We start from the raw sequence: 25,922 nt of genomic DNA, 5'->3' as shown, positions 1-25,922 counted from the left end.
CGCCGCCCGGTCGCGGCCAGGCCGGCCACGGCCATGCCCATGCCGCGCCCGGCCAGCCGCAGCCGCGCGCCAAATCCGGCATCCCCGGCGTCGGCGCCATCATCGCCGTTGCCTCGGGCAAGGGCGGCGTCGGCAAGTCGACCACTTCGGTCAACCTCGCGCTGGCGCTGAAGGCGAACGGCCTGCGCGTCGGCATCCTCGATGCCGACATCTACGGCCCTTCCATGCCGCGCCTCCTGAAGATCTCCGGCCGGCCGCAGCAGATCGACGGCCGCATCATCAAGCCGATGGAGAACTACGGCATCAAGGTCATGTCCATGGGCTTCCTCGTCGACGAGGAGGTGGCGATGATCTGGCGCGGCCCGATGATCCAGTCGGCGCTGATGCAGATGCTGCGCGAGGTCGCCTGGGGCGAGCTCGACATTCTCGTCGTCGACATGCCGCCGGGCACGGGCGACGCCCAGCTCACCATGGCCCAGCAGGTGCCGCTCGCCGGCGCCGTCATCGTCTCCACCCCGCAGGACCTCGCCCTCATCGATGCGCGCAAGGGCCTCAACATGTTCTCGAAGGTCGAGGTGCCCGTCCTCGGCATCGTCGAGAACATGAGCTATTTCATCGCGCCCGACACCGGCAACCGCTACGACATCTTCGGCCACGGCGGCGCGCGCCGCGAGGCCGAGCGCATCGGCGTGCCCTTCCTCGGCGAGGTGCCGCTGACCATGGACATCCGCGAGACCTCCGATGCCGGCACCCCCGTCGTCGTCTCCAATCCGGACGGCGCGGCGGCGAAGATCTACCGCGATATCGCCACGCGTGTCTGGCAGGAGCTGGAGACGCTGAAGGGCAAGGGCGAGCGGGGCGCCCCGGCGATCGTCTTCGAGTGAGCGAAGGCGGTCCGCCAGCCTTCTTGCGGGATTGCCCTCTCTTCCCAGCTTCCGAGGGGCATTGTCCGCGGAAAACGGCGCGCCATATCTCCTTCTTCCCGCGTGCGGGCAGAGGTGGCGGCAGGCCGGGTGAGGGGTGCAGCGCCAGCATGGGATTGGCGTGCCCTTTGCGGCGACGCCGACCCGATCTTGATTTTTATGTGGCCCCGCGCAATATGCGCGGCCGACCGCTGAAGGGCGGCGTTCAGTCAGGAGTGTCAGCGATGGTCCGTTCCGGAGCCATTCGCCGGTGATCACGGTTTTCCGTTCGAACGGCGAGGCGCGCACCCTGCCGACGGAGACCGATTCCGTCGCGGCTGAGGCGCTTGCCGACGCCGTGTGGGTCGATCTCACCGACCCCGGCCGCGAGGACGAGGCGCTGATCGAGCGCCTTCTCGGCATCGAGGTGCCGACCCGCGACGAGCTCAAGGACATCGAGCCGTCGAGCCGCCTCTACACGGACGGCCACGCGGCCTACATGACCGCCTCGCTGATGGTGAAAGCCGAAAGCGACCTGCCGCAGCTCACCGACGTCGCCTTCATCCTCACGGCGGACAGGCTTTTGACCGTGCGCTATGCCGAACCGCGCTCCTTCGCCCTCTTCAGGAGCGGCATGCGCCGCATTCCCGGCGGCTGTTCCTCGCCGACGGTGATGATCACCCGCCTGCTGGAGACCGTCGTCGACCGCACCGCCGAGATCCTCGAGATCGCCGTCGCGCGCGCCGACAAGCTGTCTCTCGAAGTGTTCGGCGATCAGCGCCACCTCAACCGCCGCCCGCCGCGCTATCTCGAAGACCGCGTCGTGCAGGTCTCGGCGCTGCACCGCCTGCTCGCCAAGACCCGCGACAGCCTGATGTCGCTGTCGCGCGTGCTGACCTTCCTGCATGCGTTGCCGGCCCTGCAATCCGACCGCGAGAGCCTCGAACTCTGCCGCACGGTGACGCGCGACGTGCAGTCGCTCTCCGAACATGCGGGCTTCGTCGCCGGCAACATCACCTTCCTGCTCGACGCCTCGCTCGGCCTCATCAATCTCGAGCAGAACGCCATCATCAAGATCTTCTCGATCGCCTCCGTCGTGCTGCTTCCGCCGACGCTGATCGCCTCGACCTATGGCATGAACTTCGAATTCATGCCGGAACTGCGCATCGCCTACGCCTATCCGCTGACGCTCGCCGCGATGCTCCTGTCGGCGATCCTTCCCTTTTTCTTCTTTCGCTGGAAAGGCTGGCTTTAAGGCCTGATCGTCCCATGCAGCCACACGCCGGTAGCCCGCCGCAGTCCCACAGCCGGGCGCGCACGCTGTTCCTTCTTTCCCTCGGCTCCGTCGGCGTCGTCTATGGCGACATCGGCACGAGCCCGCTCTATGCCTTCCGCGAGGCGCTGCGCCCCGTCGCCCACGACGGTGTCACGCGCGCCGAGATCGTCGGCCTCATCTCGCTGATGATCTGGACGCTGACGATCATCGTCACCATCAAATACGTCCTCTTCCTGCTGCGCGCCGACAACCACGGCGAGGGCGGCACGCTGTCCCTCCTGGCGCTGCTGATGAAGACGGCCGGCCGGCGCGCGCCCGTGCTGTTCTTCATGAGCGCGGTCGGGGCCGCGCTCTTCATCGGCGACGCCATGATCACGCCGGCGCTTTCGGTGCTGTCCGCCGTGGAGGGCCTGAAGCTGGTCACGCCGACGCTCGGCGACTACGTGGTGCCCATCTCCGTCGTCATCCTCGTCATGCTCTTCGCCGTGCAGTCGCTCGGAACGGCGGCGGTATCGAAGTTCTTCGGCCCCATCACGGCCGTCTGGTTCGTCGTCATGGGCCTTGGCGGCATCACCCATATCAGCGACGACCTCGGCATCCTCTCGGCCTTCAATCCCTATTATGCCGTGGCCTTCATGCTGAACGAGGGCTATGTCGGCCTCGTCGTGCTCGGCGCGGTCTTCCTCACGGTCACCGGGGCCGAGGCGCTTTACGCCGATCTCGGCCATTTCGGCCGCCGCCCGATCCAGTGGGCCTGGTTCTGCCTGGTCTTCCCGGCGCTGACGCTGAACTATCTCGGCCAGGGCGCGCTGGTGCTCGCCCACCCCGAAACCATCGGCAACCCGTTCTTCCTGATGTTCCCCAAATGGGCGCTGCTGCCCGTCGTGATTCTCGCGACTGCGGCGACCATCATCGCCAGCCAGGCGGTGATCACGGGCGCCTTCTCGCTGACCCGCCAGGCGATCCATCTCGGCTTCCTGCCGCGCATGGAGATCTTCCACACCTCGGAAACCCAGACCGGCCAGATATACCTGCCGGGCGTCAATACGGTCCTCCTGTTCGGCGTCATGCTGCTCGTCTTCCTGTTCGGCTCGTCCGAGGCGCTGGCGACGGCCTACGGCATCTCCGTCACCGGCGCGATGGTGGTGACGACCGTGCTCGCCTTCGAGTTCCTGCGCGCCCGCTGGCGCTGGACGCCGCTCGCCGCCGCCGCCGCGCTGACGCCGCTCCTGCTGCTGGAACTTACCTTCCTCGGCGCCAATCTGCTCAAGGTGCATGACGGCGGCTACGTGCCGGTCACCATCGCCGCTGCCGTCGTCGTCCTGATGTGGACCTGGACGCGCGGCACGCGAATCCTGCGCGACAAGACCCGCCGCATCGAGGTGCCGCTGCCGGCCTTCGTCAAGTCGGTGGAAAAGCAGAGCGCCCATGCGCCGGTGCAGGTCACCGGCACGGCGATCTTCCTGACGAGCGATCCCGATTTCGCGCCCGCCGCCCTGTTGCACAACATCAAGCACAACCACGTGCTGCACGAGCAGAACTTCATCCTGACCGTGAAGACGGCGAACACGCCGCGCGTGGCTCCCGCCGAGCGATTCTCCGTGGAACGCATATCGGAGCGCTTCTCGCGCATCGAGATGCGCTTCGGCTTCATGGAGACGCAGAACGTTTCCCAGGCGCTCGGCCTCATGCGCAAGGCGGGGCACAAGTTCGACATCATGTCGACCTCGTTCTATCTCGGCCGCCGCAAGCTGGTGCCGGACGCCCAGTCCGGCATGCCCATGTGGCAGGACCGCCTGTTCATCGCGCTCGCCAACCTGGCGACCGACCCTTCCGACTATTTCCGCCTGCCGACCAACCGCGTCGTCGAACTCGGCTCGCACGTCGTCATCTAGGGCCTGCGTGACACCGGCATCACGCGGTCTGACGAAAACGTGAAGGGGAGGCGTCCGCCTGCCCGGTCCGGCGAGCCGGCATTAACCAACCATCAAGGTTAATGCTTCATTTTACGCTGACAACGAGCCGCTTTGGCCCGTGCTTCGGCGCGGCAGGCTCTCATACGAACATTCCGGGCAGGAGGACACGCCGGTCGACCATCGGCGCGGGGCCTGCACATGCGTGCGGAGTAGACAGTTGCGTAAGCGTAGCATTCGTCATGCAGGGGCAGGCCGCTTCTTTTCGTATCTGAAGCCGTTCCGCCGGTGGAGGCTGCCTCTCGCGCTCGGCGCCGGCCTCGTCGCCAGCCTTCCCACCCAGGCCGCCCATACGGACATCGCCACCTACATGGCCGGCCTCAACCGCAAGGGCGGCAACCAGACCATGGTGCTGACCCGCTCGGCGGCCGGCTCCGTGCACGAGATCGAGATCGACTTCGCCGACGCCATGACGACCGGCGGCATCGAGAGCGGGGCAGGGGTGGACCTGCCCGGCGGCGGCAAGGCCGCGGTGCTCGGCGAGGGCAAGGGCAAGGGCGCGATCCCCGACGAGGACCGCGTCAACCGCCGCGACAAGAGGGGCCGCATCGTCGCCGTCCTGCCGGTCCAGCCGCCCAAGAGCTTCACCGCCGGCTCGATCCTCGAGCGCACCAGTTCGCTTTTCACGCCCGCCCTCGATACCGGAGAGCGCATGGCCTTCGCCCGCCCGCAGATCAAGGGCAAGGAAATCGCCATCGCCACGGCCTTCTACAAGAAGAAGCCGGCCCACGCCGATGCGGGCGTCTCGCCGATGCTGGCAAGCCTCGTCACCAGCGACAAGGCCGACATCCTGGCGACCGCCTATGCCCGCGTCGAGCCGGACTACGCCCGGGAATCGCCCTTCGATTCGATCCTGAAGCCGAAGACGGAGCTGGGCCGCTTCATTCCCGAAATCGCCCCGGACGACCATGCCTGGGCGGCGACGGCGCTGCCGGCGGAGGTCTTCAGCGCCAAGGAGCAGAAGTGCCTTGCCGAAGGCATCTATTTCGAGGCGCGCGGCGAGGAGGTGAAGGGCCAGGCCGCCGTCGCGCAGGTCATCCTCAACCGCGTGCGCAATCCCGCCTATCCCAAGACCATCTGCGGCGTCGTCTACCAGAACCAGAACTGGCGCGGCCGCTGCCAGTTCTCCTTCGCCTGCGACCGCATCCCCGACCTGATTCTTTCGCCCTGGAACTGGAAGACCGCCAAGGAGATCGCCATGGCCGTCACGGCCGGCAAGATCTGGATCGACGACGTCGGCTCGGCGACCCACTATCACGCCACCTACGTGAACCCGCCATGGGGACGGTCCATGAAGCGCGTCGCCAAGATCGGCAAGCACATCTTCTACCGCACCTATGGCGGCGGCTGGAGCTGAGGGCCTTGCCCTCGGCCGGACGACGGCGTGGTGAGTCCGCGCCACATCCCGCGTGATTCCCGGGGCCGAGAGTCGCGGCCTTCGCGTGAATCTCCGTAATTATTTGATATTTCATGGTATTTTTGGTGCTGCGCAAAGCTTCGCCATGCCTTGACTATGCTGGCACCTAAAACTATGTTGCGCCCGACTTCGAAAGGGGTCGGATATGGCTTGCAGCCTAGCCTTGAATATGTCCGCAATGGGGCGAAAGCTCCCGCGGAACCGGAGGAGAAGGGCGCCATGACCGATCGGCAAAAGGAAAGTCTGGAAGACCGGCTGAAGCGCCTCGACGCGGAACTCGCGGAGCGGCGCAAGACAGACGGGGCGGATGAAGCCGCCGAGGCAAGGGCCGCCGCGAGCCGAACGGGCTATGCGGTCGCCATGAAGCTCTCGAGCGAGTTCGTCGCAGCCGTGATCGTCGGGGCGCTTCTGGGCTATCTTTTGGACCATTTTGCGGGTACAGGGCCGTGGGGGATGATCGTTCTTCTGCTCCTCGGCTTCAGTGCCGGCGTTCTGAACGTCATGCGCGCGGCCGGCATGGTGGCATCGCCCCACCCGGTCGACAGGCTGGCGGGCCGCGAGCCTGCAAAGCCTGGCAGCGGACGGGAAGAGACCGAGAAGAGGGACGGTGCCTGACGGCACGTTCCCATTAGTGGGTGACTTCCGCCGCAAGGCGGGCAAGCGAGAGAGATAAGCGGTGTCCAACGATCCGACCCATCAGTTCCTGGTCAACAAGATTGTTCCGATCGAGATCGGCGGCATCGATTTCTCGTTCACCAATGCCTCGCTGTTCATGGTCGCCACCGTCGCGGCCGCCGCGGGCTTCCTCTACTTCACCACGGGCCAGCGCGGCCTCGTGCCGAGCCGCATGCAGTCGGTCTCGGAAATGTCCTACGAATTCATCGCCTCGATGCTGAGGGAGGGGGCGGGCAGCCACGGGATGAAGTTCTTCCCGTTCGTCTTCTCGCTCTTCATGTTCGTGCTGACCGCGAACCTGCTCGGCATGGTGCCCTACTTCTTCACGGTCACCAGCCAGATCATCGTCACTTTCGCGCTGGCGATCCTCGTCATCGGCACGGTCATCGTCTACGGTTTCTACAAGCACGGTTTCGGCTTCCTCAAGCTCTTCGTGCCATCAGGCGTGCCCGGCGCGCTGCTGCCGCTGGTCGTCTCGATCGAGATCATCTCGTTCCTCTCGCGTCCGATCAGCCTCTCGATCCGTCTCTTCGCCAACATGCTGGCGGGTCACATCACGCTGAAGGTCTTCGCCGGCTTCGTCACCTCGCTGAGCGCGCTTGGCGCCGTGGGTGTCGCCGGTGCGATCCTGCCCCTTCTCATGACCGTCGCCCTGACCGGTCTCGAATTCCTCGTGTCGTTCCTGCAGGCCTATGTCTTCGCAGTTCTGACATGCATGTACCTCAACGATGCCGTGCATCCGGGTGGTCACTAAGGAAACAGTCGCCGGCGCCCTCGGGCGTCGCTCATAAGCCGCAACAACCCATTCAAGGAGTTCAACATGGAAGCGGAAGCAGCAAAGTTCATCGGCGCAGGTCTTGCCACGTTCGGTCTTGCCGGCACGGCTCTCGGCCTCGGCAACATCTTCGGCAACTACCTCTCCGGCGCTCTGCGCAACCCGTCTGCTGCTGACAGCCAGTTCGGCCGTCTCGTATTCGGCTTCGCCGTTACGGAAGCTCTGGGCATCTTCTCGCTGCTCATCGCTCTCCTTCTCCTCTTCGCCGTCTGATATCGGCCGAGGACCGGACCATGGCCCGTTGGGCCGTGGTCCACCGTACGCTTGAGTACATGATTGAGAATGCCCCCTGGAGGTGAGCATGTCCGTGACCCCGGCGTCGGCCGAGTCCACCCCTTTCGAAATCGCCCAGGCCGAGACTCCTGCCGTTACCACGCATGAGGCCCAGCCGGCAGGCGAAGTGCACACCGAAACGGGTGTCGCACATGGTGAAGAGCACGCCACCGGCGTCTTCCCGCCTTTCGACCAGACCACGTTCGCATCGCAGCTCCTGTGGCTGGCGATCACCTTCGGTCTTTTCTACCTTCTCATGTCGAAGGTCGTCATTCCGCGCATCGGCGGCATCCTGGAGACGCGTCACGACCGCATCGCGCAGGATCTCGACGAAGCCGCCCGCCTGAAGGCGGAAGCGGATGCCGCGATCGCGTCCTACGAGCAGGACCTCGCGAGCGCCCGCGCCAAGGGCAACGTCATTGCCGCGACCGCCCGCGACGAAGCCAAGGCCAGGGCCGATGCCGAGCGCGCCAAGATCGAAGCCTCGCTGCAGGACAAGATCGCCGGCGCCGAGAACCGCATCGCCGAGATCAAGGCCAAGGCGCTTGCCGATGTCGGCACGATCGCCGAGGAAACCACGGCGGCCGTCGTCGAACAGCTCATCGGCGCCAAGGCCACCAAGGCCGAGATCGCTTCCGCCGTCAAATCGGCCGCAGGCGAGTAAGGGAGGTTTCGATGGAATTCGACGCAACATTCTACGCCTTTGTCGGCCTCCTGCTGTTCCTGGCCCTCATCGCCTACCTCAAGGTTCCGGGCATGATGGCCAAGGGCCTCGACGCCCGCGCCGAGAAGATCCAGAACGAGCTGGCCGAGGCCAAGCGTCTTCGCGAGGAGGCCCAGCACCTGCTCGCCGAATACCAGCGCAAGCGCAAGGATGCCGAGGCGGAAGCCGCCAGCATCGTCGCCGCCGCTGAACGCGAGGCAAGCGCGCTGACCGCCGAAGCCAAGCAGAAGACGGAAGAATACGTCACCCGCCGCACGGCGCTCTCCGAGCAGAAGATCAAGCAGGCGGAAGCCGACGCGATCAACGCCGTGCGCGCCGCCGCCGTCGACCTCGCCGTCGCCGCCGCCGAGAAGGTCATCGCCGCCAAGGCGGATGCCGCCACCGGCAAGGCGCTCTTCGAGAACGCCGTCAGCGAAGTGAAGTCCCGCCTCAACTGAGGCCCTTCACGGGAACGATTTCAAGAGGCCGCCCACCGGGCGGCCTTTTGCATTGGGCGGCAGCTCGCCGGATGCCGCCCCGGCAACGGTCTGTCCAGTCCCGCGCGAAAGGCTAGACGATGCCGTGCTTCTCCAAAAGCGCCTGCTCGTCGCCCGTCACCCAGCCGAACACCGTCGCCTCGCCATCCAGCATCCGGACGAGGTAGTGAACGTCGAAGTCGACGGTCACGTCGGGCTGGTCCTTCCGGGCATAGGTGGCGACCCAGGAGACATGGGCCACGCAATGCAGCGTGTCCATCGGGGAGAGGCGGATGGTGCGGATCCGCATCGCCTTCGTCCCGATCGCCCGGTAACGGGCGTAGCCGTCCGCCAGGGCGCGCTGGAACTGCGCGTCGTTCTTGCCCGTGCGCACCCCGGCCGGGGCCGCACCGATGAATTCGCAGGCATAGAGGGATACGAGCTCGTCCATGTCGGCCTTGCCGCCGAGGGATCGATTGAAGAGGCGCTCGTATCGTTCGAACAGCTTCCCGACGGCCGTCTCCATGTCTTTCTCCGCAACGCCAATACCGGTGTGAGCGTACGGGAAAAACGCGCCGGAGGGGAGGGCCTATGCCCCCTGAGAACGGCTGAGACGAGGGGCGGCGAAGCAGAGAGCCGCGATGGCAAGTGGGTCGCTCGATACAGGCCGGCCTTTCAACGAGCGGCGTCCATTGCCGCGCCGCGGCCACAAGCGCATGCGGTGCCGGCGTAGGGGCGAAGCCGGGTCGCGTCGGTATGAACGTCGGAGCCGGGCTCCGCGGAGCGGGCGTCGGCCGCTCGCCGCAGGTGGTCAGTCCTGCCGCAGCGGCCGGAAGCTCATGCGATGGAGGCGGCAGGGGCCGATGGACTGGATGGCCTTGCGGTGGACCTCGGTGGCGTAGCCGGCGTGGATGCAAAAGCCGTAGCCGGGGAAGGTGGTTTCGGCGCGGGCCATCATGCGGTCGCGCATGACCTTGGCGACGATGGAGGCGGCGGCAATGGAAAGGGACAGCGCATCGCCCTTGACGACGGCGCGGCCCTCGCAGGCAAGGCCCGGCGGCACGTCGCGTCCGTCCGTCAGCACCAGCTTCGGCGCGACCTCCAGGCCCGAAACCGCGCGGCGCATGGCGTCGAGGCTCGCCTTGCGGATGTCGATGACGTCGATGCGGCGCGACGAGCTGGAGGCGACGGAGACGAAGGCGCTCTGCATGATGAGCGTGAACAGCGCCTCGCGCCGCGCCGCGCTGAGCTGCTTGGAATCGTGCAGGCCGGGCGGGATATTGTCCGGGTCGAGCACCACCGCGGCGGCGACGACAGGTCCCGCGAGCGGCCCTCGGCCCGCCTCGTCCGTGCCGGCGACCGGCCACAGGCCCCGTTTGCGCGCGGCGAGCTCCATCGAGAAGTCCGGCCCTTCGGGCAGGTCGAAAAGAAGGCGGGAATCGGAGGATGTGGGACGGGACATGCGGCGAACCTCGCACATCCATCCGATTCCCTGCAAGCCCTCCGGCAGGAGGCGGATGCCGGAGGAACGACCGGCGCGCCCGGGGACTGGCGCGGCGGAAGAAGAGGCCGGGCATGAAGGCCCGGCAACAAAGTCGTTTCAGCCCGGCCTGCGCCGCCACCCATCCTTCCCCGATGGAAAGAGGGAGACGAATGGACCGGCGAAGCGGATGGTGCCTTGGCCTGCCTTGCCTGCGGCATCCCCTCATTCCGCTGCCGCGACTGTCTCCCCGGCGGGGAGACAGCCATTGCGGCCGCCGTTTCATCTCATGGGCGGCAGCCAGGCCGCCGTGCTTACAAGAGCGAAAGCTGCACGCCGCTGCCCGAGGGCGGGATGAACTGGTCGAGCGCGAGGGTGCGGCGGGTACGGGTCAGCTCCAGCCGCTTGGACGCCATCTCGAAGCGGCGGGCGATCTGCCAGGCATAGGGACCGGCGCCCTTCATGCGCTTGCCGAACTCGGCGTCGTAATCCTTGCCGCCGCGCATGGAGCGCACCAGCGACATGACATGGCGGTAGCGGTCCGGATAGTGGCGCAGCAGCCAGTCGCGGAAGAGCGGGCTCACCTCCAGCGGCAGGCGGAGCAGGACGTAGCTCGCTTCGAGCGCGCCCGCCGCCTTGCCCGAATCGAGCACCCGCTCGATCTCGTGGTCGTTGAGCCCGGGAATGATCGGCGCCATCATGATCGCCGTCGGGATGCCGGCCTCCGACAGCGCGCGGATCGCCTCCAGCCGGCGCGGCGGGGTTGCGGCGCGCGGCTCCATGGTGCGGGCGAGCTTGCGGTCGAGCGTGGTGACGGACATGCCGACCCATGCGAGCCCGCGCGTCGCCATGCGCGAGAGGATGTCGATGTCGCGCATGACGAGCGCCGACTTGGTGACGATGGAGACGGGGTGGTTCGCCTTGTCCAGCACCTCGAGGATCTGCCGCATGATGCGCCACTCCTTCTCGATCGGCTGGTAGGGGTCGGTATTGGTGCCGATGGCGATGACGCGCGGCTTGTAGCCGGGCTTGGAAAGCTCCCGTTCCAGGAGCTTCGGCGCATCGGGCTTGGCGAAGAGCTTCGCCTCGAAGTCGAGGCCGGCGGAAAGACCCATGAAGGCATGCGTCGGCCGGGCGAAGCAGTAGATGCAGCCATGCTCGCAGCCGCGATAGGGATTGATCGAACGGTCGAAGGGAATGTCCGGCGATTCGTTGCGGGTGATGATCGTGCGCGGCTTTTCGACCTGCACCTCCGTGCGGAAGGGCGGAAGCTCCTCCAGCGTCTGCCAGCCGTCGTCGAACGCCTCGCGCGTCACCGGCTCGAAACGCCCCGTGAAATTGAGGCCCGCACCGCGGCCGCGCCGCCGGTCCGCCTCGACGCGCATGCCCGTCTGGGCCATCAGGGCGTCGGCAACGTCCTTCGTGTGGCCGGGTGCCAGCGCACCCTGCCTGAGGCTCACAACATCGTTCATGGCTGTCTCCGACGGGGCCGTCTCGCCCCGATTCAATGACTATATTCCTATCGCCGAAATGAGAACATTGCAAGAACAAATTTCCGCGATCCATCGAACCGGCCAGCGCGGTGGAAATCGATGCAGCGATGCGGTATGGGAAACCATGCTGACGATCATCATGGAATGCCGGGACAACGAGGCGGAGCTGGCGCAGACGCTGTCGGCGCTGGTCGCGGGCGCGGTCGAGGGGATCGTGCGCGACGTGATCGTGCTCGACCATGGTTCGCGCGACGGTTCCGCCCGGGTGGCGGATGCCGCGGGCTGCCGTTTTCTCGCTGAATGGGACCTGAAGGAGGTCGTGCAGTCGGCGCGGGGCGACTGGCTGCTGCTGCTGGAACCCGGCGCCCGGCCGCTGGCCGGCTGGGTCGATGCCGTCGTCGACCATGTCGCGGTCGATCCGAAGCCCGCCCGCTTCGCCATATCCCGCAACCACCGACGGTCCTTCCTTCGGCGCTTCGGGCGCACGCCGCCGCTGGAAAAGGGCTATCTCGTCAGCAAGCGCGAGGCGGCCGGGACGGCGCGGCGGGGCATGGGGCTCGCCGAGGTCGCGAAGGGCAGGGCGCGCCAGCTCGTTGCCGAGATCGTGCCCGCCTGGGCGGTGAAGGCGATGCGCGCGGGCCTGCGCTGACCGTTTCCGCTCCCACTCAGGGCAGCTTATCCGCGATTCGGCCTGGTCGAAGGATGTCCTAGCCGGCGGAGCGCTTCAGGTGCTCGTCGAGGCGCGGCATGATCTCCACGAAATTGCAGGGCATGTGGCGATAGTCGAGCTGCGCCCTGAGGATGCCGTCCCAGGCGTCCTTGCAGGCGCCGGGCGAGCCGGGCAGCACGAAGACGAAGGTGGCGTTGAGGACGCCGCCGGTCGCGCGCGACTGGATCGTCGAGGTGCCGATCTTGTCGTAGGAAATGCGGTGGAAGACCTCGGAAAAACCATCCATGCGCTTCTCGAAGATCGGCTCCAGCGCCTCCGGCGTCACGTCGCGGCCGGTAAAGCCCGTGCCGCCCGTGGTGATGACCACGTCGATGGCCTCGTCCCGTGTCCAGGCCTCCACCCGCGCGCGGATCGCGCCGACGTCGTCCGGCTCGATGGCGCGGGCGACGAGCCGGTGGCCGGCCTCCGCGATGCGCGCGGCGAGCGTGTCGCCGGAGCGGTCGGTCTCGGGCGTGCGCGTGTCGGAGACGGTCAGCACGGCAATGCCGACGGGAATGAAGGGCCGTGTTTCGTCAATCGTCGCCATCGGTCGCTCCGAGCGTTGTCGTCGCGGCGAAAAACCAGTGCGGATGCCGCTGAGAAAGCGCCGTCGCCGCTTCCTCCGCCGCTGCCTGTGAAGCATGTAGCGCAAAGCAGGTCGCGCCGGAACCGGACATGCGCACCGCGCGCGCGCCGGTCGCGGCAAGGGCCTCGGAGATCCGCGCGATGTCCGGGCAGAGGCGGCGGGCAGGGGGTTCCAGGTCGTTGCGCAGGCGGCCGATCGCCGAAAGCCAGTCGGATGGGGCCGTCTCCAGCGCGAGCGCCGGGTTTTGCCGGCAGGCGAGTGCCGTAAAGACGGCGGGGGTGGAAACGCCGGCCAGCGGATTGGCCAGCACCATGGCCAGCGCCGGCATGGAAACGGGCGTGATGTCCTCCCCGACGCCGCGGGCGACCAGCGGCCGGCCGGCAAGGCACATGGGCACGTCGGCGCCGAGCCCGAGGGCGAGGGCGTCGTATTCGTCCTGCGGAAGGCGGGCCTGCCAGAGCGCGAGAAGGCCGCGCAGGGTCGCCGCCGCATCCGCCGAGCCGCCGCCGATGCCGGAGGCGACGGGCAGGTTCTTTTCGAGATGGATATGGACGGGCGGGCCGGCATGGCCGCGGCGGGCGAGCGCGGCGCGCAGCCGGTCACGCGCGCGGACGACGAGATTGTCTTCCTCGGTCGCCAGCGCGCCGGAAAAGCGGCCGGAAACGGTAAAGCGGTCTTCCGCCGCCGGCGACAGGCCGAGGCGGTCGCCGAAGGCGGTGAAGGTCACGAGGCTTTCGAGGAGGTGGTAGCCATCCTCGCGCCGGCCGACGACGGCGAGCGCGAGGTTGACCTTGGCCCGAGCCTCTTCGAGGACGGCGAAGCCCGAAAGGCTGTCGGCAGGCATCGCGTCAGGACTTGCGGTCTGCCGCCTTGCCTTCCGGCGCGGTGTTCTGCACGGGCTTGTCGTCCTTGGCTTCGGCAGAGGCCGGCTCGGTCTTCTGGAGCTCCGGCAGGCCGTTTTCGATCTTCAGCTTGATCTTCGGGATCTCGGCTTCTTCCGGCTTCAGGCCGAGCGCGCGGTTCCACTGGAAGGTCGCCTCCAGCTTGCGGCCCACGCGCCAGTAGGCATCGCCGAGATGGTCGTTGATCGCCGGGTCGCCGGCCTTCAGTTCGGCCGCCCGTTCCAGTTCCACCACCGCGTCGTCGAAGCGGCCCATGCGATAGTAGGCCCAGCCGAGCGAATCGACGAAATAGCCGTCGTCCGGCTTCAGGCTCACCGCCTTGCGGATCATGTCCAGCCCCTCGCCGAGGTTCATGTTCATGTCCACCCAGGAATAGCCGAGATAGTTCAGCACCTGCGGCTGGTCGGGGTTGAGCTCCAGCGCCTTGCGGAAGTTCGGCTCGGCCTTTTCCCATTCCTTCAGCCGCTCATAGGCGATGGCGCGCTGGAAGAAGATGCTCCAGTGGTTGCGCTGGGGCACGTTGCCGATGACGTCCACGGCCTTGTCGTAGAGCGCGGCCATCGCCTTGTAGTCCTTGGCGTCGGAAAGCACGCTGCCGAGCGCGAGGTAGGAGCGAAGGTCCGCCGGATCGGCGTCGATCAGCGCCTGGAGATGCGTCTTGGCATCGTCCACCTTGCCGGTGTCGTTGAGGTTGAGGCCGAGCTGCAGCTCGGAAATGCGCCGCATCGGCGACTTTTCCGGCACGGCGCGGTAATATTCGATCGCCTTTTCCGGCTTCTTCTGCGTCTCGGCGAGGCCGCCCAGAAGCACCAGCACGTCGTCGCTGTCAGGGTCGAGCGCGCGCGCGGCCTGCAGGTAGAGCGAGACGATGTCTTCAGCGCCGTCGCGGTTCAGCGCGCCGCCGATGGAAAAGAGAACGGCGGCGGCGCCCTGCGCGGCGGTGCGCACCTGCTGTTCCTGCTTTTCGCCCGCCTCGATGCTCTGGCGCAGCGCCTTCAGCGGCGCATAGCTGGTGATGAAGTTGTCGCCGACGGAAACCGCGTCGAGCGCCTTCTGCTTGTTGCCCTCGCGCGCCTCCAGGCGCGCCAGCGCCATCACGGCGCGCAGGAACGTGTCGGGTGCGGCGCTCGCGCCGTTGCGGTCGAGGATCGCCTCGTTGAGCCGCGCACGGGCCGTGGCCTTGTCGCCGGCCGCCGCCGCGAGCGCCCCGGCATGGTAGTTCTTGAAGATGGCGAGCCACTCCGGCCCCTTCATGCCGCCGATCAGCTTGAGCGCTTCCTTCGGCTTGCCGTCGCCGAACCTGGCCCAGGCGAGCAGCAGGTCGTTCATCATGCGGTCGAGGTCGTTCGGGCCGTTGTAGGCGAGGATCTTTTCCGCGGTCTTGTATTCACGCTTGCGGATCGCCTCCATGGCGCGCACCACGGAGGTGATGCGCTCGACGGCCGGGTCGTTCTTCAGCGTGTCGGCAAGCTTCACGCCTTCGGAGAAGTTGCCGTCCATGAGCTGCGTCACCATCAGCCGCTGCTTGACGTCCGAATTGGTCGGGTCGAACTGCAGCGCGATCTTGTAGAGCGCGACGGCGGTCTCGTAGTCCTTGTCGAAATCCGCGGTGCGGGCGGCAAGGAACGCGCCGGAGAAGGTGTTGACGCTCGCCGGGTCGAAGGGCGTTTCCTCGGCGGCGGCCGCTACCGCGGGCTTTTCCTCCGCGAACGCCGCCAGGGGACCGGTGAGCGCGATGCTGGCCGCAAGCGCCACGCCGGAAAGAAGCCGAAGGAGAAGGGAATGCCGCATCAAGATGCCTTTCGCCGGAAAGTATGGAGTTCGCCCCCTACGCCATCGCGCATCATCCTTAACGCGAAGCGACGCCGTAGAACTCGTGAATTGAGGCCATGCATGACAGGTCGTGCCACGACGGCGCCCAAATCAGTCACGGACTCATGACGGTAGAGAATGGCTTTTTTGGCGCGGTGCGGCAAGAAAATCCTGCCGCGCCGGTTTCGGTGCGATCAGCTCACGCGGGCGATGGAGAAGTCGATGACCTCGAGCAGCGCGCTCTTCCACGGCGAGGCCGGCAGCGGGGCAAGCGCGTCGCGGGCGATCATGCCGTAGTGCTGGGCGCGCGCGATGGTATCGGCAAGGCCGCCATAGCGGGTGATGAGGCCGAATGCGCGCTCCAGGTTGGCGTCGTCGCTGTTGCCGCCCTCGATGGCCTCGCGCCAGAAGGCGCGGTCTTCCGCCGTGCCGCGCCGCCAGGCCAGGATGACCGGCAGCGTGATCTTGCCCTCGCGGAAGTCGTCGCCGGTGTTCTTGCCGAGATCGGCGGCCTTGCCGCCATAGTCCAGCGCATCGTCGACGAGCTGGAAGGCAAGGCCGAGATTCATGCCGTAGGACTTCAGCGCGTTGCGCTCGGCCCGGCTCGTATTGGCGATGATCGGGCCGACTTCGGCGGCGGCGGCGAAGAGCGCGGCCGTCTTGGCGCGGATGACCTCGAGATAGTCGTCCTCGGTCGTTTCCATGTTCTTGGCGACGGAGAGCTGCAGCACCTCGCCTTCCGCGATCACGGTGGCGGCGGTGGAGAGCACGTCGAGCGCTTCCAGCGAGCCGACCTCGACCATCATCTTGAAGGCCTGGCCGAGCAGGAAATCGCCGACGAGCACGCTCGCCTGGTTGCCCCAGATCATGCGGGCGGTGGACTTGCCGCGGCGCATGTCGCTCTCGTCCACCACGTCGTCGTGCAGCAGCGTCGCCGTGTGCATGAACTCGACGCTGGTGGCGAGCTTGATGTGGTGGTCGCCGTCATAGCCGAACATCGAGGCGGCCGCGAGCGTCAGCATGGGACGCAGGCGCTTGCCGCCTGAGGAAATCAGATGGTTGGCGACTTCCGGGATCATCTGCACGTCCGAACCGGCCTTCGACAGGATGAGCTGGTTCACCCGCTCCATGTCGGCTTTCGTAAGGTCGACGAGCGGCTTCACCGATGCCTGTTTGTTTTTGCCTTCTTCAAGCGGTATCACGACGCCCAAATGCCCGGACTCCTGTTCATTTTTGTTGAAAGACAATAGAAAGCGGGGCCTTCTGCGGCAAGAGGCGAATTGTCCCGCTCTCGGAATTAAGGCTGGAAAAGACCGGAATGATCGAACTGATCCGTACCAACGACGCCGTCCTGCTCTCCTTCGCGGAAAGCCTGATGAAGGAGGCGGGCATCCATTGCCTGATCGCCGACGAGGGCATGAGCATCCTCGAAGGCTCCCTCGGCATGCTGCCGCGCCGCTTCCTGGTGGAGGCGGACCGCAAGGACGAGGCGCGGCGCATCCTCATGGATGCCGGGCTTGGGGCGGAGCTGCGGCCGTGAGGGGTGTGGCCTTCGTGTCCTGCGTCGGGGGTAACCCCGCGCCCTCCGCCGCCGAGACCTCCCGCCCATGACCGTCCGCGAAACCGTCGATGCCTTCCACTACGGCCGCTTCCACCTCGTCCAGCCGAAGGGCATCGGCCATCGCTCCGGCATGGATGCGATGCTGCTCGCCGCGCTGGTCGCGGGCGAGGGGCCGATGCGGGTTGCCGACCTCGGGGCGGGGGCGGGCGCGGCCGGCCTTGCCGTCGCCTCGCGCATCGGGACAGCGGAGGTGACGCTCGTCGAGCGTGCGCCGCTGATGGCGGGCTTTGCCCGCAAGACGCTGGCGCTTGCCGGGAACGCCGCCCTTGCGGGCCGCGTCTCGGTGCTGGAGGCGGATGTCGCGCTCTCGGGCAAGGCGCGCATCGCGGCCGGCCTTCTCGACGACGTCTACGACCACGTCATCATGAACCCGCCCTTCAACGACCGCGTCGACAGCCGCACGCCGGATGCCCTGAAGGCGCAGGCCCATGCCATGGACGACGACCTCTTCGAGCGCTGGATCAAGACGGCGGGCGCCATCATGAAGCCGGGCGGCCAGCTCTCCCTCATCGCCCGCCCGCAGTCCATCGCCGAAATCATCGCGGCCTGCGGCCGCCGCTTCGGCGGCATCGAGATCACCGCCCTCCACGCCCGTGCCGGGGAAGTGGCCCTGCGCATCCTCGTCACGGCCATCAAGGGCTCGCGCAGCAGGCTCTCGCTGCGCATGCCGCTCGTCATGCACGAGCCCGGCCAGCACGCTTTCACCCCCTTCGTCGACGACCTCAACAACGGCCTCGCCGCCTATCCGCGCCTGCCGAGGACCTGATTTTTCAGGCTTGCCATTGCGTTTTCGCCGGTCGTGCATACATCTGCCGGGCAACCGAACAGGAGACAGGGTCGCGCGATGGCCGGATTTTTGAAGAGGCTGGTGCCGAAGAAGTTCCGCAAGGAAGGGATCGCCATCCCGGTCGTCCGGCTGCAAGGCGCGATCATGGCGGGCGGCAGCCAGTTCCGGCCGGCGCTGAATCTTGCCGGCGTCGCCACGGCGCTGGAAAAGGCCTTTGCCTACAAGGATGCCCCGGCGGTCGCCATATCCATCAATTCGCCCGGCGGCTCGCCGGTGCAGTCGCGGCTGATCTTCCAGCGCATCCGCGACCTTGCGGCCGAGAAGAACAAGCAGGTTCTCGTCTTCGTCGAGGACGTCGCGGCCTCCGGCGGCTACATGATCGCGCTGGCCGGCGACGAGATCTTCGCCGATCCCACCTCCATCGTCGGCTCGATCGGCGTCGTCTCGGGCGGCTTCGGCTTTCCGGAAATGCTGAAGAAGATCGGCGTCGAGCGCCGCGTCTACACCGCCGGCACCAACAAGGCGATCCTCGATCCGTTCCAGCCGGAGCGGGAGAACGAGATCGAATACCTCAAATCCCTCCAGCTCGAGATCCACCAGGTCTTCATCGACATGGTGAAGGCGCGGCGCGGCGGCAAGCTCGCCGACGACCCGGACCTCTTCTCCGGCCTGTTCTGGACCGGAACGCGCGGCCGCGCGCTCGGCCTTGTCGACGGACTTGCCGACATGCGCTCGGAATTGAAGCGCCGCTACGGGCCGAAGACGCGGCTGGAGCTCGTCTCCGCGCCGAAAGGGCTGTTTGGTCGCAAGGCCCCGGGCGTCGGGGGGCTTTCCGGGGACGTGGCGGAGCGTATAGGCTCTGCGGGCGTGGCGGCACTGGCCGGCCTCGCGGAAGAAAAGGCGCTGTGGGGCCGCTTCGGCCTTTCCGGCTAGGGCGCCGCCAAGAACAATGGGGAGGGGCGATGGCCCAGATCATCTTTCTGCTTCTGGTCGTCGGGCTCGCCTGGTACGGCTATCGCAAGTTCGTGACCGATGCCGAGCGCCTGAGCCGCGAGCGCCGCCGCACCGAGGAGGAGCGCCGCACCGGCGCGAACGGCACCCTCGTCAAGGATCCCGAGACCGGCGAATATCGCCTGCGCCGCGACGAGTAGCGTTGCGCTGCGCGCCTGTCCCGTTGCGGGACCGTCGCAGGGAGGGTGCCGTGCCGCGCCGGCACATTAACCACGCCGCGTAAGGTTAACGCCGCATTTATCCGTTGCGCGCGCCCTCCGCCGTTGCGCCCGCGCGCAGGCGGGCCGATCTGTGGACGAGATACCGCCCGCATTGAACGGAGTTTGCCATGGCCTCGCTCGCCCTCGACCGGATCCGCACCATCGTCGTGACCGGTGGCGCCGGCTTCGTCGGCTCGCACATCGTCGACGACCTCCTGGTGCATTGCCCGGATGCCCGCATCCGCGTGCTCGACGCCTTCACCTATGCCGCCGACATGTCCCATCTCGACGCCGCCTTCCGCACGGGCCGCGTGACGATCCAGCAGGGCGACGTCGGCAATCTCGACCTCGTGACGGAGATGCTCAGGGACGCCGACCTCGTCGTGCACGCGGCCGGCGAAAGCCATGTCGAGCGCGCTTTCTCGGTGCCGGAACGCTTCACGGTCGCCAATGCGCTCGGCACCCAGGTGCTCGTCGAGGCGATGGGCCGGCGCGGCGTGCCGCTGATGATCCATGTCGGCACCGCGGAGGTCTATGGCGCCGGCACGGGCGAGCCGGCCGGCGAGCGCGCGCCGCTCCTGCCGGACAATCCCTACGGCGCCTCCAAGGCGGCCGCCGAGATGCTGATCGCCGGCCTTCGCCGCTCCTTCGGCCTCGACATCCGCGTGCTGCGCCCGGTCAATATCGTCGGCACGCGCCAGAATGCGGAGAAGCTGCTGCCGCGCTTCCTGGAAATGGCGGCCGTCGGCCGCCCGCTGCCGGTGCACGGCGACGGATTGCAGTTGCGCGCCTTCGTGACGATGGCCGACTTCTGCTCGGCGCTGAGGACCGTCGTCACGCACGGCGCGGAGAACGCCACCTACAACGTGGCGGGAGACGACCTCTACGACATCCTCTCCGTCGCCCGCATGGTGCTCGACGCCGTGCAGGATCCGGTTGCCGGCGTCACCTTCACCGGCGGCCGGCCGGACAATGCCAGCCGCCCGCCGGTCGAAACCGCCGCGCTGAGGGCGCTCGGCTGGCAACCGAAGGGCACGCTTCGCGGCGAGCTGCCCGCCCTTGCGGCATGGTACGCCGCCCGCGTGCCGGGCGGCACGCGCCGCCGGCTCCGGCAGGTGCCCGGCCTTGCGCCGCAGCGCGTGCAGGCCGTCACCCAGGCGGCGGGCTCCGGGCTCTTCCGCTCGCTCGAGCGGCATTGAGGCGAGGCGCGGCGGCCCGCCGCCCGAAACCCTTGACCCCTCGGGCGCATCGTGGCACCAGTCCGCCAGCTTTTCCCGAATGCCCGGACACGAACCGATGACCCCTGCCGCCCTGCCTGACCACATGAACCCGACCCGCTCCTTCCAGGGGCTGATCCTGACGCTGCACGACTACTGGGCGGACAAGGGCTGCGCGGTCCTCCAGCCCTACGACATGGAGGTGGGCGCCGGCACGTTCCATCCGGCAACGACCCTGCGCGCCCTCGGCCCGAAGCCCTGGCGCGCCGCCTATGTGCAGCCCTCGCGCCGCCCCTCGGACGGCCGCTACGGCGAGAACCCGAACCGTCTCCAGCACTATTACCAGTACCAGGTCATCCTGAAGCCGAACCCGTCGAACCTCCAGGAACTCTATCTCGGCTCGCTCGCCGCCATCGGCCTCGATCCGCTGCTGCACGACGTGCGCTTCGTCGAGGACGACTGGGAAAGCCCGACGCTCGGCGCCTGGGGCCTCGGCTGGGAATGCTGGTGCGACGGCATGGAGGTCTCGCAGTTCACCTATTTCCAGCAGGTCTGCGGCATCGAATGCGCGCCCGTGGCGGGCGAGCTGACCTATGGTCTCGAACGCCTCGCCATGTATGTGCAGGGCGTCGACAATGTCTACGACCTCAACTTCAACGGCCGCGAGGGCGACGAGAAGATCACCTATGGCGACGTCTTCCTGCAGGCCGAGCAGGAATATTCCCGCCATAACTTCGAATATGCCGACACGGCCATGCTGCACCGGCACTTCATCGATGCGGAAAAGGAGTGCCAGGCGCTTCTTGCGGCCGGTGCGCCGGGCGACACCAACGCGCTGCACAAATGCGTGCTGCCCGCCTACGACCAGTGCATCAAGGCCTCGCATATCTTCAACCTGCTGAATGCACGCGGCGTCATCTCCGTGACGGAGCGCGAGCGCTACATCGCGCGCGTCCGCGTGCTGGCCAAGGAATGCGGCGAGGCCTTCCTGCTGACGGATGCGGGCGGCGCGAACTGGGCGAAGGACGCGGCCTGACCGCCTGAAAGGCCGGCCGGTTCCAATCGTTGCGGCAGAAAGCGGTCTTGCGGGGCTTTCCAGCGGCGTTGCTGATGCTAATCTCCCGCAAGGCGCGAACAGGGAGCTCGGAAACGCATGATCGGTCTGGCAATCGCCGCAGTGGTCGTCATCTATGCCATCGTCATCTACAACGGCCTCGTGCGGGCACGGCAGGTGAAGGAGGAGGCCTGGTCCGGCATCGACGTTCAGTTGAAGCGCCGCGCCGACCTGATTCCCAACCTCCTCGAAACCGTGAAGGGCTACGCCGCGCACGAGAAGGAGACGCTGGAAAAGGTCGTCGAGCTGCGCAACCGGGCGCAGGTCGTGCCCGCCGGCGACGTCGCCGGCCGCGCTGAGGCCGAGGGCATGCTGAGCCAGGCGCTCGGCCGCCTCTTCGCCCTTGCCGAGGCCTATCCGGACCTCAAGGCCAACCAGAACTTCGCCGAGCTGCAGCAGACGCTGGAGACCATCGAGGGCGAGATCCAGATGTCGCGGCGCTACTACAACGGCGCGGCGCGCGATCTCAACGTCAAGGTCGAGAGCTTCCCGTCGAACCTCCTCGCCAGCCTCTTCAAGTTCGCAAAGGCGCCCTATTTCGAGATCGACAACCCGGCGGACCGGGCCGTGCCCACGGTCAAGTTCTGATCCGGGGCGCGCGATGACGCGGATTGCCGCCCTCCTCGCCCTGTGGCTCTGCCTTCTGGCCGGGGGCGCGGCGCGGGCCGAGGAATATTTCGACAGCTATCATTCCGACATCGCGGTCGCGAGGAACGGCACGCTCACCGTCACCGAGACGATGCGCGTCCATGCCGAGGGCGACCGGATCCGCCGCGGCATCTACCGCGACTTTCCGCTGACCTTCACCGATGCGGACGGCCGCGAGAAGGAGGTCGGCTTCAGGATCCTGGGCGTCGAGCGCGACGGGCGCCCGGAGCCCTACCATACGGAAAGCATCCGCCGCGGCGTCCGCATCTTCTTCGGCTCGTCGGACACGCGCCTCGACCCGGGCTTCCACGATTACCGCCTGACCTACGAGACGACGCGGCAGATCCGCTTCTTCGACACGCACGACGAGCTGTTCTGGAACGTCACCGGCACGGAATGGGCCTTCCCGATCCGCCGGGCGAGCGCCACGGTGACGATGCCCCCGGGCGTCAGCGCCAGTGAGCTCACCTATTTCACCGGCCCCTTCGGCGCGACGGACAGGAACGCCCGCGCGGAAAACCGAGGCGAGCGGGCGCTGTTCGAGACGACACGCCCGCTCGGGCCGCAGGAGGGCCTGACGATCGGCGTGAAGATGCCGGCGGGAAGCATCGACAAGCCGACGGCGTCCGAGGAACGCGCCCTGTTCTTCAAGGACAACCGCGATCTCTTCCTCGCCCTCGGCGGCTTCGTCGTCGTTCTCTTCTATTATCTCTGGGCATGGCGCGCCGTCGGGCGCGATCCGCCGCGCGGCGTGGTCGTGCCCCGCTGGGATGCGCCGGAAGGCATCTCCCCGGCGCTGGTCAACTATATCGACGGGAAGGGGTTTGGCGGTCACGGCTGGACGGCGGTCTCCGCCGCCTTCCTCAGCCTCGCCGTCAAGGGCCTGGTCGAACTCGGCGACCTCAGGAACTCCATCACCGTCACGCGCACGGACAAGCCGGTGCCCGCCCGCCTGCCGACCGGGGAGGCGACCCTGCTTGCGGCCCTGCCGGCGGCAGGCAGCGCCTTCGTCATCGAGAAGTCGAACGGCAGGAGCGTGCAGAAGCTCGGCGCCGATTTCCGCGACGCGATGGAGAAGGAGCACCGGCTGAAATATTACCATGCCAACTGGCCGCAGGTGATCCTCGGCATCGTGCTCTCGCTGGCCTGCCTCGCCGCGCTCCTCGTCTTCGGCTCGCTGCCGGAGGAGGGCGCCGTGCTCGTCATCCTGCCTGTCTTCGCCTCGGTCTTCGTGTCCGTCTTCGCGGTCGGGCTCGGGCAGAATCTCCGGCAGGCGAAGACGCTCGGCGCGCGCATCTTCGCCGTCGCGCTCATCGCCTTCGTCGGCTTCGTCCTCTTGACGGTCTTCGGCGGGATCGCCCTCGCGGTCTTCGCCTCGATGGAAGCGGCAGGGCAGTTGCCGCTCTTTGCCGCCGTCGGCGGCATCGTCGTCACAAACCTGGTCTTCTTCTTCCTGATGGGTGCGCCGACGCCGCTCGGGCGCAGGATGATGGACGGCATCGACGGGCTGCGCCAATACCTGACGCTCGCCGAGAAGGACCGCATGAACATGGCCGGCGCGCCGGAAATGTCGCCGCGCCATTACGAGACGCTGCTGCCCTATGCGGTGGCGCTCGGCGTCGAAAAGCCCTGGTCGCAGGCCTTCGACCGCTGGCTGCTGACGGCGGCCGCCGCCGGGGCCGCTGCAGCCTACCAGCCGGCCTGGTATCACGGCGACGGCTTTTCCTCCGGCAGCTTCTCCGACCGGATGGGCGGCTTTGCCGGCTCCATGGCCGGTACGATGCGCTCCTCGCTGCCCGATCCGCCGAAGAGTTCGTCCTCCGGCTTTTCCTCGGGCGGCGGCTCGTCTGGCGGCGGCGGTGGCGGTGGCGGAGGCGGCGGCTGGTAGTCAGAGGTCCTGGTAGTTGAGCGGCGTGACCTCGACGAGGCGGTGGCCGGGCGTGACCGTCGCCGTGCTCGCGGCCGCAAGGCCGGCGCCGGCTTCGGCCGCGACGCTGATGGAAAAGGTCGCGGACGTGCCGGAAGCAAGCGTGACCGCGCCTGTCGTCTGCGCCACCGCGCCGGTTGCCGCCGCGGCTTCGACGGAGGCCTTCAGCGCCCCGGTGGCGGGGATGGACGCGGTCAGCATGGTGTCCAGCACCTCGAAAGGCTTTTCCGGCAGCAGGCTGCCGAAGGCCCAGACCTGCCGCAGCGCCGCCTTGTCCATGGGGGCCACATTGACGTCGATGTCGTTTTCCGTGCCCTTGACGCGATAGGGGCAGCGGCGCTTCGTGCAGTTGGCGGCGGCTGAGAACTGCCAGAGCGCGTAATTGTCCCAGTTGCCCATCGGGAAGCTGCCCACGATGCCCGGCCGGTAGCGGGCATACCAGAGCGGCAGGCGCGAGAGGATGCGGTACCTGTCGCGGTTGGCGGCGATATGGCGGGCGGTCGCATGGTTGGTATAGAGCACCGGGTAGCGGCCGGTGCGCGTCTTGATATGGCCGGCAAAGACCTGCGCATCTTCCAGAGACATGTAGCTGGCGGGATCGAGGCCCTCGATGTCGAGCACCATCATCTCGTCGTCGCGCGGATTGGCATAGGCGAGGAAGTGGTTTGCCTGGTCGACCGGGTTGCCGGGCCGCGCCAGATGGTAGGCGCCCCACAGCAGGCCCTTCGAGCGGGCAAGCAGCCGGCGGGTCTCGTAGAGCTCCCGGCTCACCGCATATTTGCGCCACATGGTCTTGCAATGGGCGAACGTGTCGCCGCCATGGTCGCCCTTGCAGCTATAGCTCTCCGGCAGCCCGTCGGAGGCCTTCGAGATGAAGCCGGCGATGCGCTTGTCGGACAGCATCTGCGACCAGTCGATCTCGTTCAGTTCGTAGGCATCGATGACGATGGCGTTTTCCGGCTTCTTCCACGGCTCCACATCCGCGGCGCCTGCTGGAAGAGCCGGCGATAGGAGGAGGGCGGCGAGGCCGGAAAGCAGCTTCGGGTTCATGGATGCTCCGCGCGAATCGATGGTCCTTCGCAAGCGGCCATGGTGCGGCGGGCATGGTTAAGGAAGCGCTAAGCCATCCGCCGCCGCCCGGGCGGTGGAACCATCCCGCCTCGGTTGCGTTCGGTATCAAAGCCTCGCGATTCGCTCGCGGGGCAACCATCCGGGAGAAGTGCCATGAGACTCACAAGCAAATGCCTCGTCGTCGCCATTTCGGCGCTGTTTGCCGCAACGCCCGTCGTGCCGGCGCAGGCGATGCCCCTGCCGGTCGTGAAGGTTCAGCAGGCGGATAACGGATTGGCCGTGCAGCGCGTCGACGACCGGCGCTACTGGCGCAAGTTCCGCAATTTGCGCACGAGCGGCTGGAGCCAGAACAGCGAACGCCGCTGGTCCGGCCAGCGCATGTACCGGCACCACCGCTATGACCGCGGGCGCTACTACGACCGGCGCTATTACCGCCACGGTCCGCGCTATGGCTACTACCGCCACCGCGACAATGCATGGGTTCCCTTCGCCGCCATGGGCATGGGCGCCCTGATCGGCAGCGCGATCGCCAACGACCGCGCCTATGCCGGCGGCAGCTCGCATGTGAACTGGTGCGCCAACCGCTACCGCTCGTACCGGGCCTACGACAACACGTTCCAGCCCTATAACGGCCCGCGCCGCCAGTGCGTCTCGCCTTACCGCTGAGGCCAAGCGCTCGATGTGCCGGACGGTTCCCCCGGCACCGAAACAGGCCGACCGGTCGAAAGACCGGACGGCCTGTTTCTCTTTGGAAGTGCGGTGCAAAACGTTGACGTTTACGTAAAAATCAATAATCTTCCCGCCGACAAGCCGC

The 25,922-nt window shown here is 67.2% G+C and carries 27 protein-coding genes; 19 read left to right on the top strand and 8 right to left on the bottom strand.

Translation table 11 applies throughout. The features are described from left to right. The 9 genes from apbC to L0976_RS23770 form a co-directional block, all read left to right on the top strand. A partial coding sequence (gene apbC / locus L0976_RS23810; protein ID WP_234189459.1) for an iron-sulfur cluster carrier protein ApbC occupies window positions 1–884 on the top strand: 884 nt, incomplete at its 5' end. Window positions 885–1,173: 289 nt separating this feature from the next. Then, entirely contained in the window at window positions 1,174–2,157 is a 984-nt protein-coding gene (locus tag L0976_RS23805) for a magnesium transporter CorA family protein (protein ID WP_370643786.1), read from the top strand. Between the two features lie 14 nt (window positions 2,158–2,171). Continuing rightward, window positions 2,172–4,073 (top strand): potassium transporter Kup, encoded by a 1,902-nt coding sequence (locus L0976_RS23800; protein ID WP_203318036.1) that lies wholly within the window; start codon window positions 2,172–2,174, stop codon window positions 4,071–4,073. A 238-nt stretch (window positions 4,074–4,311) separates the two neighbouring features. Then, the gene (locus L0976_RS23795; protein ID WP_370643785.1) at window positions 4,312–5,508 is read left to right on the top strand and encodes a cell wall hydrolase; all 1,197 of its coding nucleotides are present in this window, start codon (window positions 4,312–4,314) and stop codon (window positions 5,506–5,508) included. Window positions 5,509–5,787: 279 nt separating this feature from the next. Then, on the top strand, window positions 5,788–6,183 hold the full coding sequence (locus L0976_RS23790) for an AtpZ/AtpI family protein (protein ID WP_234189458.1): 396 nt from the start codon (window positions 5,788–5,790) through the stop codon (window positions 6,181–6,183). 61 nt (window positions 6,184–6,244) lie between these two features. Further along, window positions 6,245–6,997 (top strand): F0F1 ATP synthase subunit A, encoded by a 753-nt coding sequence (locus L0976_RS23785; RefSeq protein ID WP_234189457.1) that lies wholly within the window; start codon window positions 6,245–6,247, stop codon window positions 6,995–6,997. A 66-nt stretch (window positions 6,998–7,063) separates the two neighbouring features. Further along, window positions 7,064–7,291, top strand: coding sequence for a F0F1 ATP synthase subunit C (locus tag L0976_RS23780; RefSeq protein WP_119254462.1), 228 nt, complete (start codon window positions 7,064–7,066; stop codon window positions 7,289–7,291). An 88-nt stretch (window positions 7,292–7,379) separates the two neighbouring features. After that, window positions 7,380–8,015 carry a F0F1 ATP synthase subunit B gene (locus tag L0976_RS23775; RefSeq protein ID WP_234189456.1) on the top strand — a complete coding sequence of 212 codons (636 nt, stop codon included), beginning with the start codon at window positions 7,380–7,382 and terminating at the stop codon, window positions 8,013–8,015. 11 nt (window positions 8,016–8,026) lie between these two features. Further along, complete coding sequence (locus L0976_RS23770; RefSeq protein WP_203318040.1) at window positions 8,027–8,512, top strand: F0F1 ATP synthase subunit B; 486 nt, start codon at window positions 8,027–8,029, stop codon at window positions 8,510–8,512. Between the two features lie 112 nt (window positions 8,513–8,624). On the opposite strand, the gene L0976_RS23765 is transcribed toward L0976_RS23770, so the two are convergent. The 3 genes from L0976_RS23765 to L0976_RS23755 form a co-directional block, all read right to left on the bottom strand. Next, the gene (locus L0976_RS23765; protein WP_234189455.1) at window positions 8,625–9,056 is read right to left on the bottom strand and encodes a nuclear transport factor 2 family protein; all 432 of its coding nucleotides are present in this window, start codon (window positions 9,054–9,056) and stop codon (window positions 8,625–8,627) included. A gap of 285 nt (window positions 9,057–9,341) precedes the next feature. Next, entirely contained in the window at window positions 9,342–10,010 is a 669-nt protein-coding gene (locus tag L0976_RS23760; RefSeq protein WP_234189454.1) for a ribonuclease HII, read from the bottom strand. 314 nt (window positions 10,011–10,324) lie between these two features. Then, complete coding sequence (locus L0976_RS23755; RefSeq protein WP_234189453.1) at window positions 10,325–11,482, bottom strand: PA0069 family radical SAM protein; 1,158 nt, start codon at window positions 11,480–11,482, stop codon at window positions 10,325–10,327. Between the two features lie 145 nt (window positions 11,483–11,627). On the opposite strand from L0976_RS23755, the gene L0976_RS23750 reads away from it, so the two are divergent. Beyond that, window positions 11,628–12,152, top strand: a complete 525-nt coding sequence (locus tag L0976_RS23750) for a glycosyltransferase (RefSeq protein ID WP_203318044.1) — start codon at window positions 11,628–11,630, stop codon at window positions 12,150–12,152. Window positions 12,153–12,210: 58 nt separating this feature from the next. On the opposite strand, the gene moaB is transcribed toward L0976_RS23750, so the two are convergent. The 4 genes from moaB to L0976_RS23730 all read right to left on the bottom strand — a co-directional run bounded on the left by moaB (window position 12,211) and on the right by L0976_RS23730 (window position 16,723). Further along, on the bottom strand, window positions 12,211–12,759 hold the full coding sequence (moaB, locus tag L0976_RS23745; protein ID WP_203318045.1) for a molybdenum cofactor biosynthesis protein B: 549 nt from the start codon (window positions 12,757–12,759) through the stop codon (window positions 12,211–12,213). Further along, entirely contained in the window at window positions 12,746–13,642 is an 897-nt protein-coding gene (locus tag L0976_RS23740; protein ID WP_234189452.1) for a 4-(cytidine 5'-diphospho)-2-C-methyl-D-erythritol kinase, read from the bottom strand. Before L0976_RS23740 ends, moaB begins: the two co-directional genes overlap by 14 nt. A 4-nt stretch (window positions 13,643–13,646) precedes the next feature. Next, window positions 13,647–15,491, bottom strand: a complete 1,845-nt coding sequence (locus L0976_RS23735) for a tetratricopeptide repeat protein (protein ID WP_234189451.1) — start codon at window positions 15,489–15,491, stop codon at window positions 13,647–13,649. A gap of 215 nt (window positions 15,492–15,706) precedes the next feature. Continuing rightward, complete coding sequence (locus L0976_RS23730) at window positions 15,707–16,723, bottom strand: polyprenyl synthetase family protein (RefSeq protein WP_203318047.1); 1,017 nt, start codon at window positions 16,721–16,723, stop codon at window positions 15,707–15,709. A 107-nt stretch (window positions 16,724–16,830) separates the two neighbouring features. Between L0976_RS23730 and L0976_RS23725 the strand changes: the two genes are divergently transcribed. The 8 genes from L0976_RS23725 (at window position 16,831) to L0976_RS23690 (ending at window position 23,998) form a co-directional block, all read left to right on the top strand. Then, complete coding sequence (locus L0976_RS23725; protein ID WP_234189450.1) at window positions 16,831–17,052, top strand: DUF2007 domain-containing protein; 222 nt, start codon at window positions 16,831–16,833, stop codon at window positions 17,050–17,052. Window positions 17,053–17,119: 67 nt separating this feature from the next. Next, window positions 17,120–17,899 carry a tRNA1(Val) (adenine(37)-N6)-methyltransferase gene (locus tag L0976_RS23720; protein ID WP_234189449.1) on the top strand — a complete coding sequence of 260 codons (780 nt, stop codon included), beginning with the start codon at window positions 17,120–17,122 and terminating at the stop codon, window positions 17,897–17,899. Window positions 17,900–17,977: 78 nt separating this feature from the next. Continuing rightward, complete coding sequence (locus L0976_RS23715; protein ID WP_234189448.1) at window positions 17,978–18,853, top strand: S49 family peptidase; 876 nt, start codon at window positions 17,978–17,980, stop codon at window positions 18,851–18,853. A 29-nt stretch (window positions 18,854–18,882) separates the two neighbouring features. After that, on the top strand, window positions 18,883–19,071 hold the full coding sequence (locus L0976_RS23710) for a hypothetical protein (RefSeq protein WP_203318051.1): 189 nt from the start codon (window positions 18,883–18,885) through the stop codon (window positions 19,069–19,071). 188 nt (window positions 19,072–19,259) lie between these two features. Continuing rightward, window positions 19,260–20,330 carry a dTDP-glucose 4,6-dehydratase gene (locus L0976_RS23705; RefSeq protein WP_234189447.1) on the top strand — a complete coding sequence of 357 codons (1,071 nt, stop codon included), beginning with the start codon at window positions 19,260–19,262 and terminating at the stop codon, window positions 20,328–20,330. Window positions 20,331–20,427: 97 nt separating this feature from the next. After that, entirely contained in the window at window positions 20,428–21,384 is a 957-nt protein-coding gene (locus tag L0976_RS23700) for a glycine--tRNA ligase subunit alpha (protein ID WP_234189446.1), read from the top strand. A gap of 117 nt (window positions 21,385–21,501) precedes the next feature. Next, on the top strand, window positions 21,502–22,050 hold the full coding sequence (locus L0976_RS23695) for a LemA family protein (protein ID WP_234189445.1): 549 nt from the start codon (window positions 21,502–21,504) through the stop codon (window positions 22,048–22,050). 13 nt (window positions 22,051–22,063) lie between these two features. Next, window positions 22,064–23,998, top strand: coding sequence for a DUF2207 domain-containing protein (locus L0976_RS23690; protein WP_234189444.1), 1,935 nt, complete (start codon window positions 22,064–22,066; stop codon window positions 23,996–23,998). On the opposite strand, the gene L0976_RS23685 is transcribed toward L0976_RS23690, so the two are convergent. Further along, on the bottom strand, window positions 23,999–25,108 hold the full coding sequence (locus L0976_RS23685) for a glycoside hydrolase family 25 protein (protein WP_370643788.1): 1,110 nt from the start codon (window positions 25,106–25,108) through the stop codon (window positions 23,999–24,001). Between the two features lie 153 nt (window positions 25,109–25,261). On the opposite strand from L0976_RS23685, the gene L0976_RS23680 reads away from it, so the two are divergent. After that, entirely contained in the window at window positions 25,262–25,774 is a 513-nt protein-coding gene (locus L0976_RS23680) for a BA14K family protein (RefSeq protein ID WP_234189442.1), read from the top strand. Window positions 25,775–25,922 lie beyond the last annotated feature (148 nt).

This window comes from Shinella sp. NM-101 (genome assembly GCF_021401195.1).
Classification (GTDB): Bacteria; Pseudomonadota; Alphaproteobacteria; order Rhizobiales; family Rhizobiaceae; genus Shinella.
Note: the sequence above shows the minus strand (reverse complement) of the source record. Positions and strands in the feature narration are given on the sequence as shown.

Excerpts from the sequence above, each read along its gene's own strand:
- L0976_RS23800 (WP_203318036.1), top strand. The coding sequence starts at position 2,172 with ATGCAGCCACACGCCGGTAGCCCGCCGCAGTCCCACAGCCGGGCGCGC.
- L0976_RS23790 (WP_234189458.1), top strand. The coding sequence starts at position 5,788 with ATGACCGATCGGCAAAAGGAAAGTCTGGAAGACCGGCTGAAGCGCCTC.
- L0976_RS23780 (WP_119254462.1), top strand. The coding sequence starts at position 7,064 with ATGGAAGCGGAAGCAGCAAAGTTCATCGGCGCAGGTCTTGCCACGTTC.
- L0976_RS23775 (WP_234189456.1), top strand. The coding sequence starts at position 7,380 with ATGTCCGTGACCCCGGCGTCGGCCGAGTCCACCCCTTTCGAAATCGCC.
- L0976_RS23770 (WP_203318040.1), top strand. The coding sequence starts at position 8,027 with ATGGAATTCGACGCAACATTCTACGCCTTTGTCGGCCTCCTGCTGTTC.
- L0976_RS23765 (WP_234189455.1), bottom strand. The coding sequence starts at position 9,056 with ATGGAGACGGCCGTCGGGAAGCTGTTCGAACGATACGAGCGCCTCTTC.
- L0976_RS23760 (WP_234189454.1), bottom strand. The coding sequence starts at position 10,010 with ATGTGCGAGGTTCGCCGCATGTCCCGTCCCACATCCTCCGATTCCCGC.
- L0976_RS23755 (WP_234189453.1), bottom strand. The coding sequence starts at position 11,482 with ATGAACGATGTTGTGAGCCTCAGGCAGGGTGCGCTGGCACCCGGCCAC.
- L0976_RS23750 (WP_203318044.1), top strand. The coding sequence starts at position 11,628 with ATGCTGACGATCATCATGGAATGCCGGGACAACGAGGCGGAGCTGGCG.
- moaB (WP_203318045.1), bottom strand. The coding sequence starts at position 12,759 with ATGGCGACGATTGACGAAACACGGCCCTTCATTCCCGTCGGCATTGCC.
- L0976_RS23740 (WP_234189452.1), bottom strand. The coding sequence starts at position 13,642 with ATGCCTGCCGACAGCCTTTCGGGCTTCGCCGTCCTCGAAGAGGCTCGG.
- L0976_RS23735 (WP_234189451.1), bottom strand. The coding sequence starts at position 15,491 with ATGCGGCATTCCCTTCTCCTTCGGCTTCTTTCCGGCGTGGCGCTTGCG.
- L0976_RS23725 (WP_234189450.1), top strand. The coding sequence starts at position 16,831 with ATGATCGAACTGATCCGTACCAACGACGCCGTCCTGCTCTCCTTCGCG.
- L0976_RS23720 (WP_234189449.1), top strand. The coding sequence starts at position 17,120 with ATGACCGTCCGCGAAACCGTCGATGCCTTCCACTACGGCCGCTTCCAC.
- L0976_RS23715 (WP_234189448.1), top strand. The coding sequence starts at position 17,978 with ATGGCCGGATTTTTGAAGAGGCTGGTGCCGAAGAAGTTCCGCAAGGAA.
- L0976_RS23710 (WP_203318051.1), top strand. The coding sequence starts at position 18,883 with ATGGCCCAGATCATCTTTCTGCTTCTGGTCGTCGGGCTCGCCTGGTAC.
- L0976_RS23705 (WP_234189447.1), top strand. The coding sequence starts at position 19,260 with ATGGCCTCGCTCGCCCTCGACCGGATCCGCACCATCGTCGTGACCGGT.
- L0976_RS23700 (WP_234189446.1), top strand. The coding sequence starts at position 20,428 with ATGACCCCTGCCGCCCTGCCTGACCACATGAACCCGACCCGCTCCTTC.
- L0976_RS23695 (WP_234189445.1), top strand. The coding sequence starts at position 21,502 with ATGATCGGTCTGGCAATCGCCGCAGTGGTCGTCATCTATGCCATCGTC.
- L0976_RS23690 (WP_234189444.1), top strand. The coding sequence starts at position 22,064 with ATGACGCGGATTGCCGCCCTCCTCGCCCTGTGGCTCTGCCTTCTGGCC.
- L0976_RS23680 (WP_234189442.1), top strand. The coding sequence starts at position 25,262 with ATGAGACTCACAAGCAAATGCCTCGTCGTCGCCATTTCGGCGCTGTTT.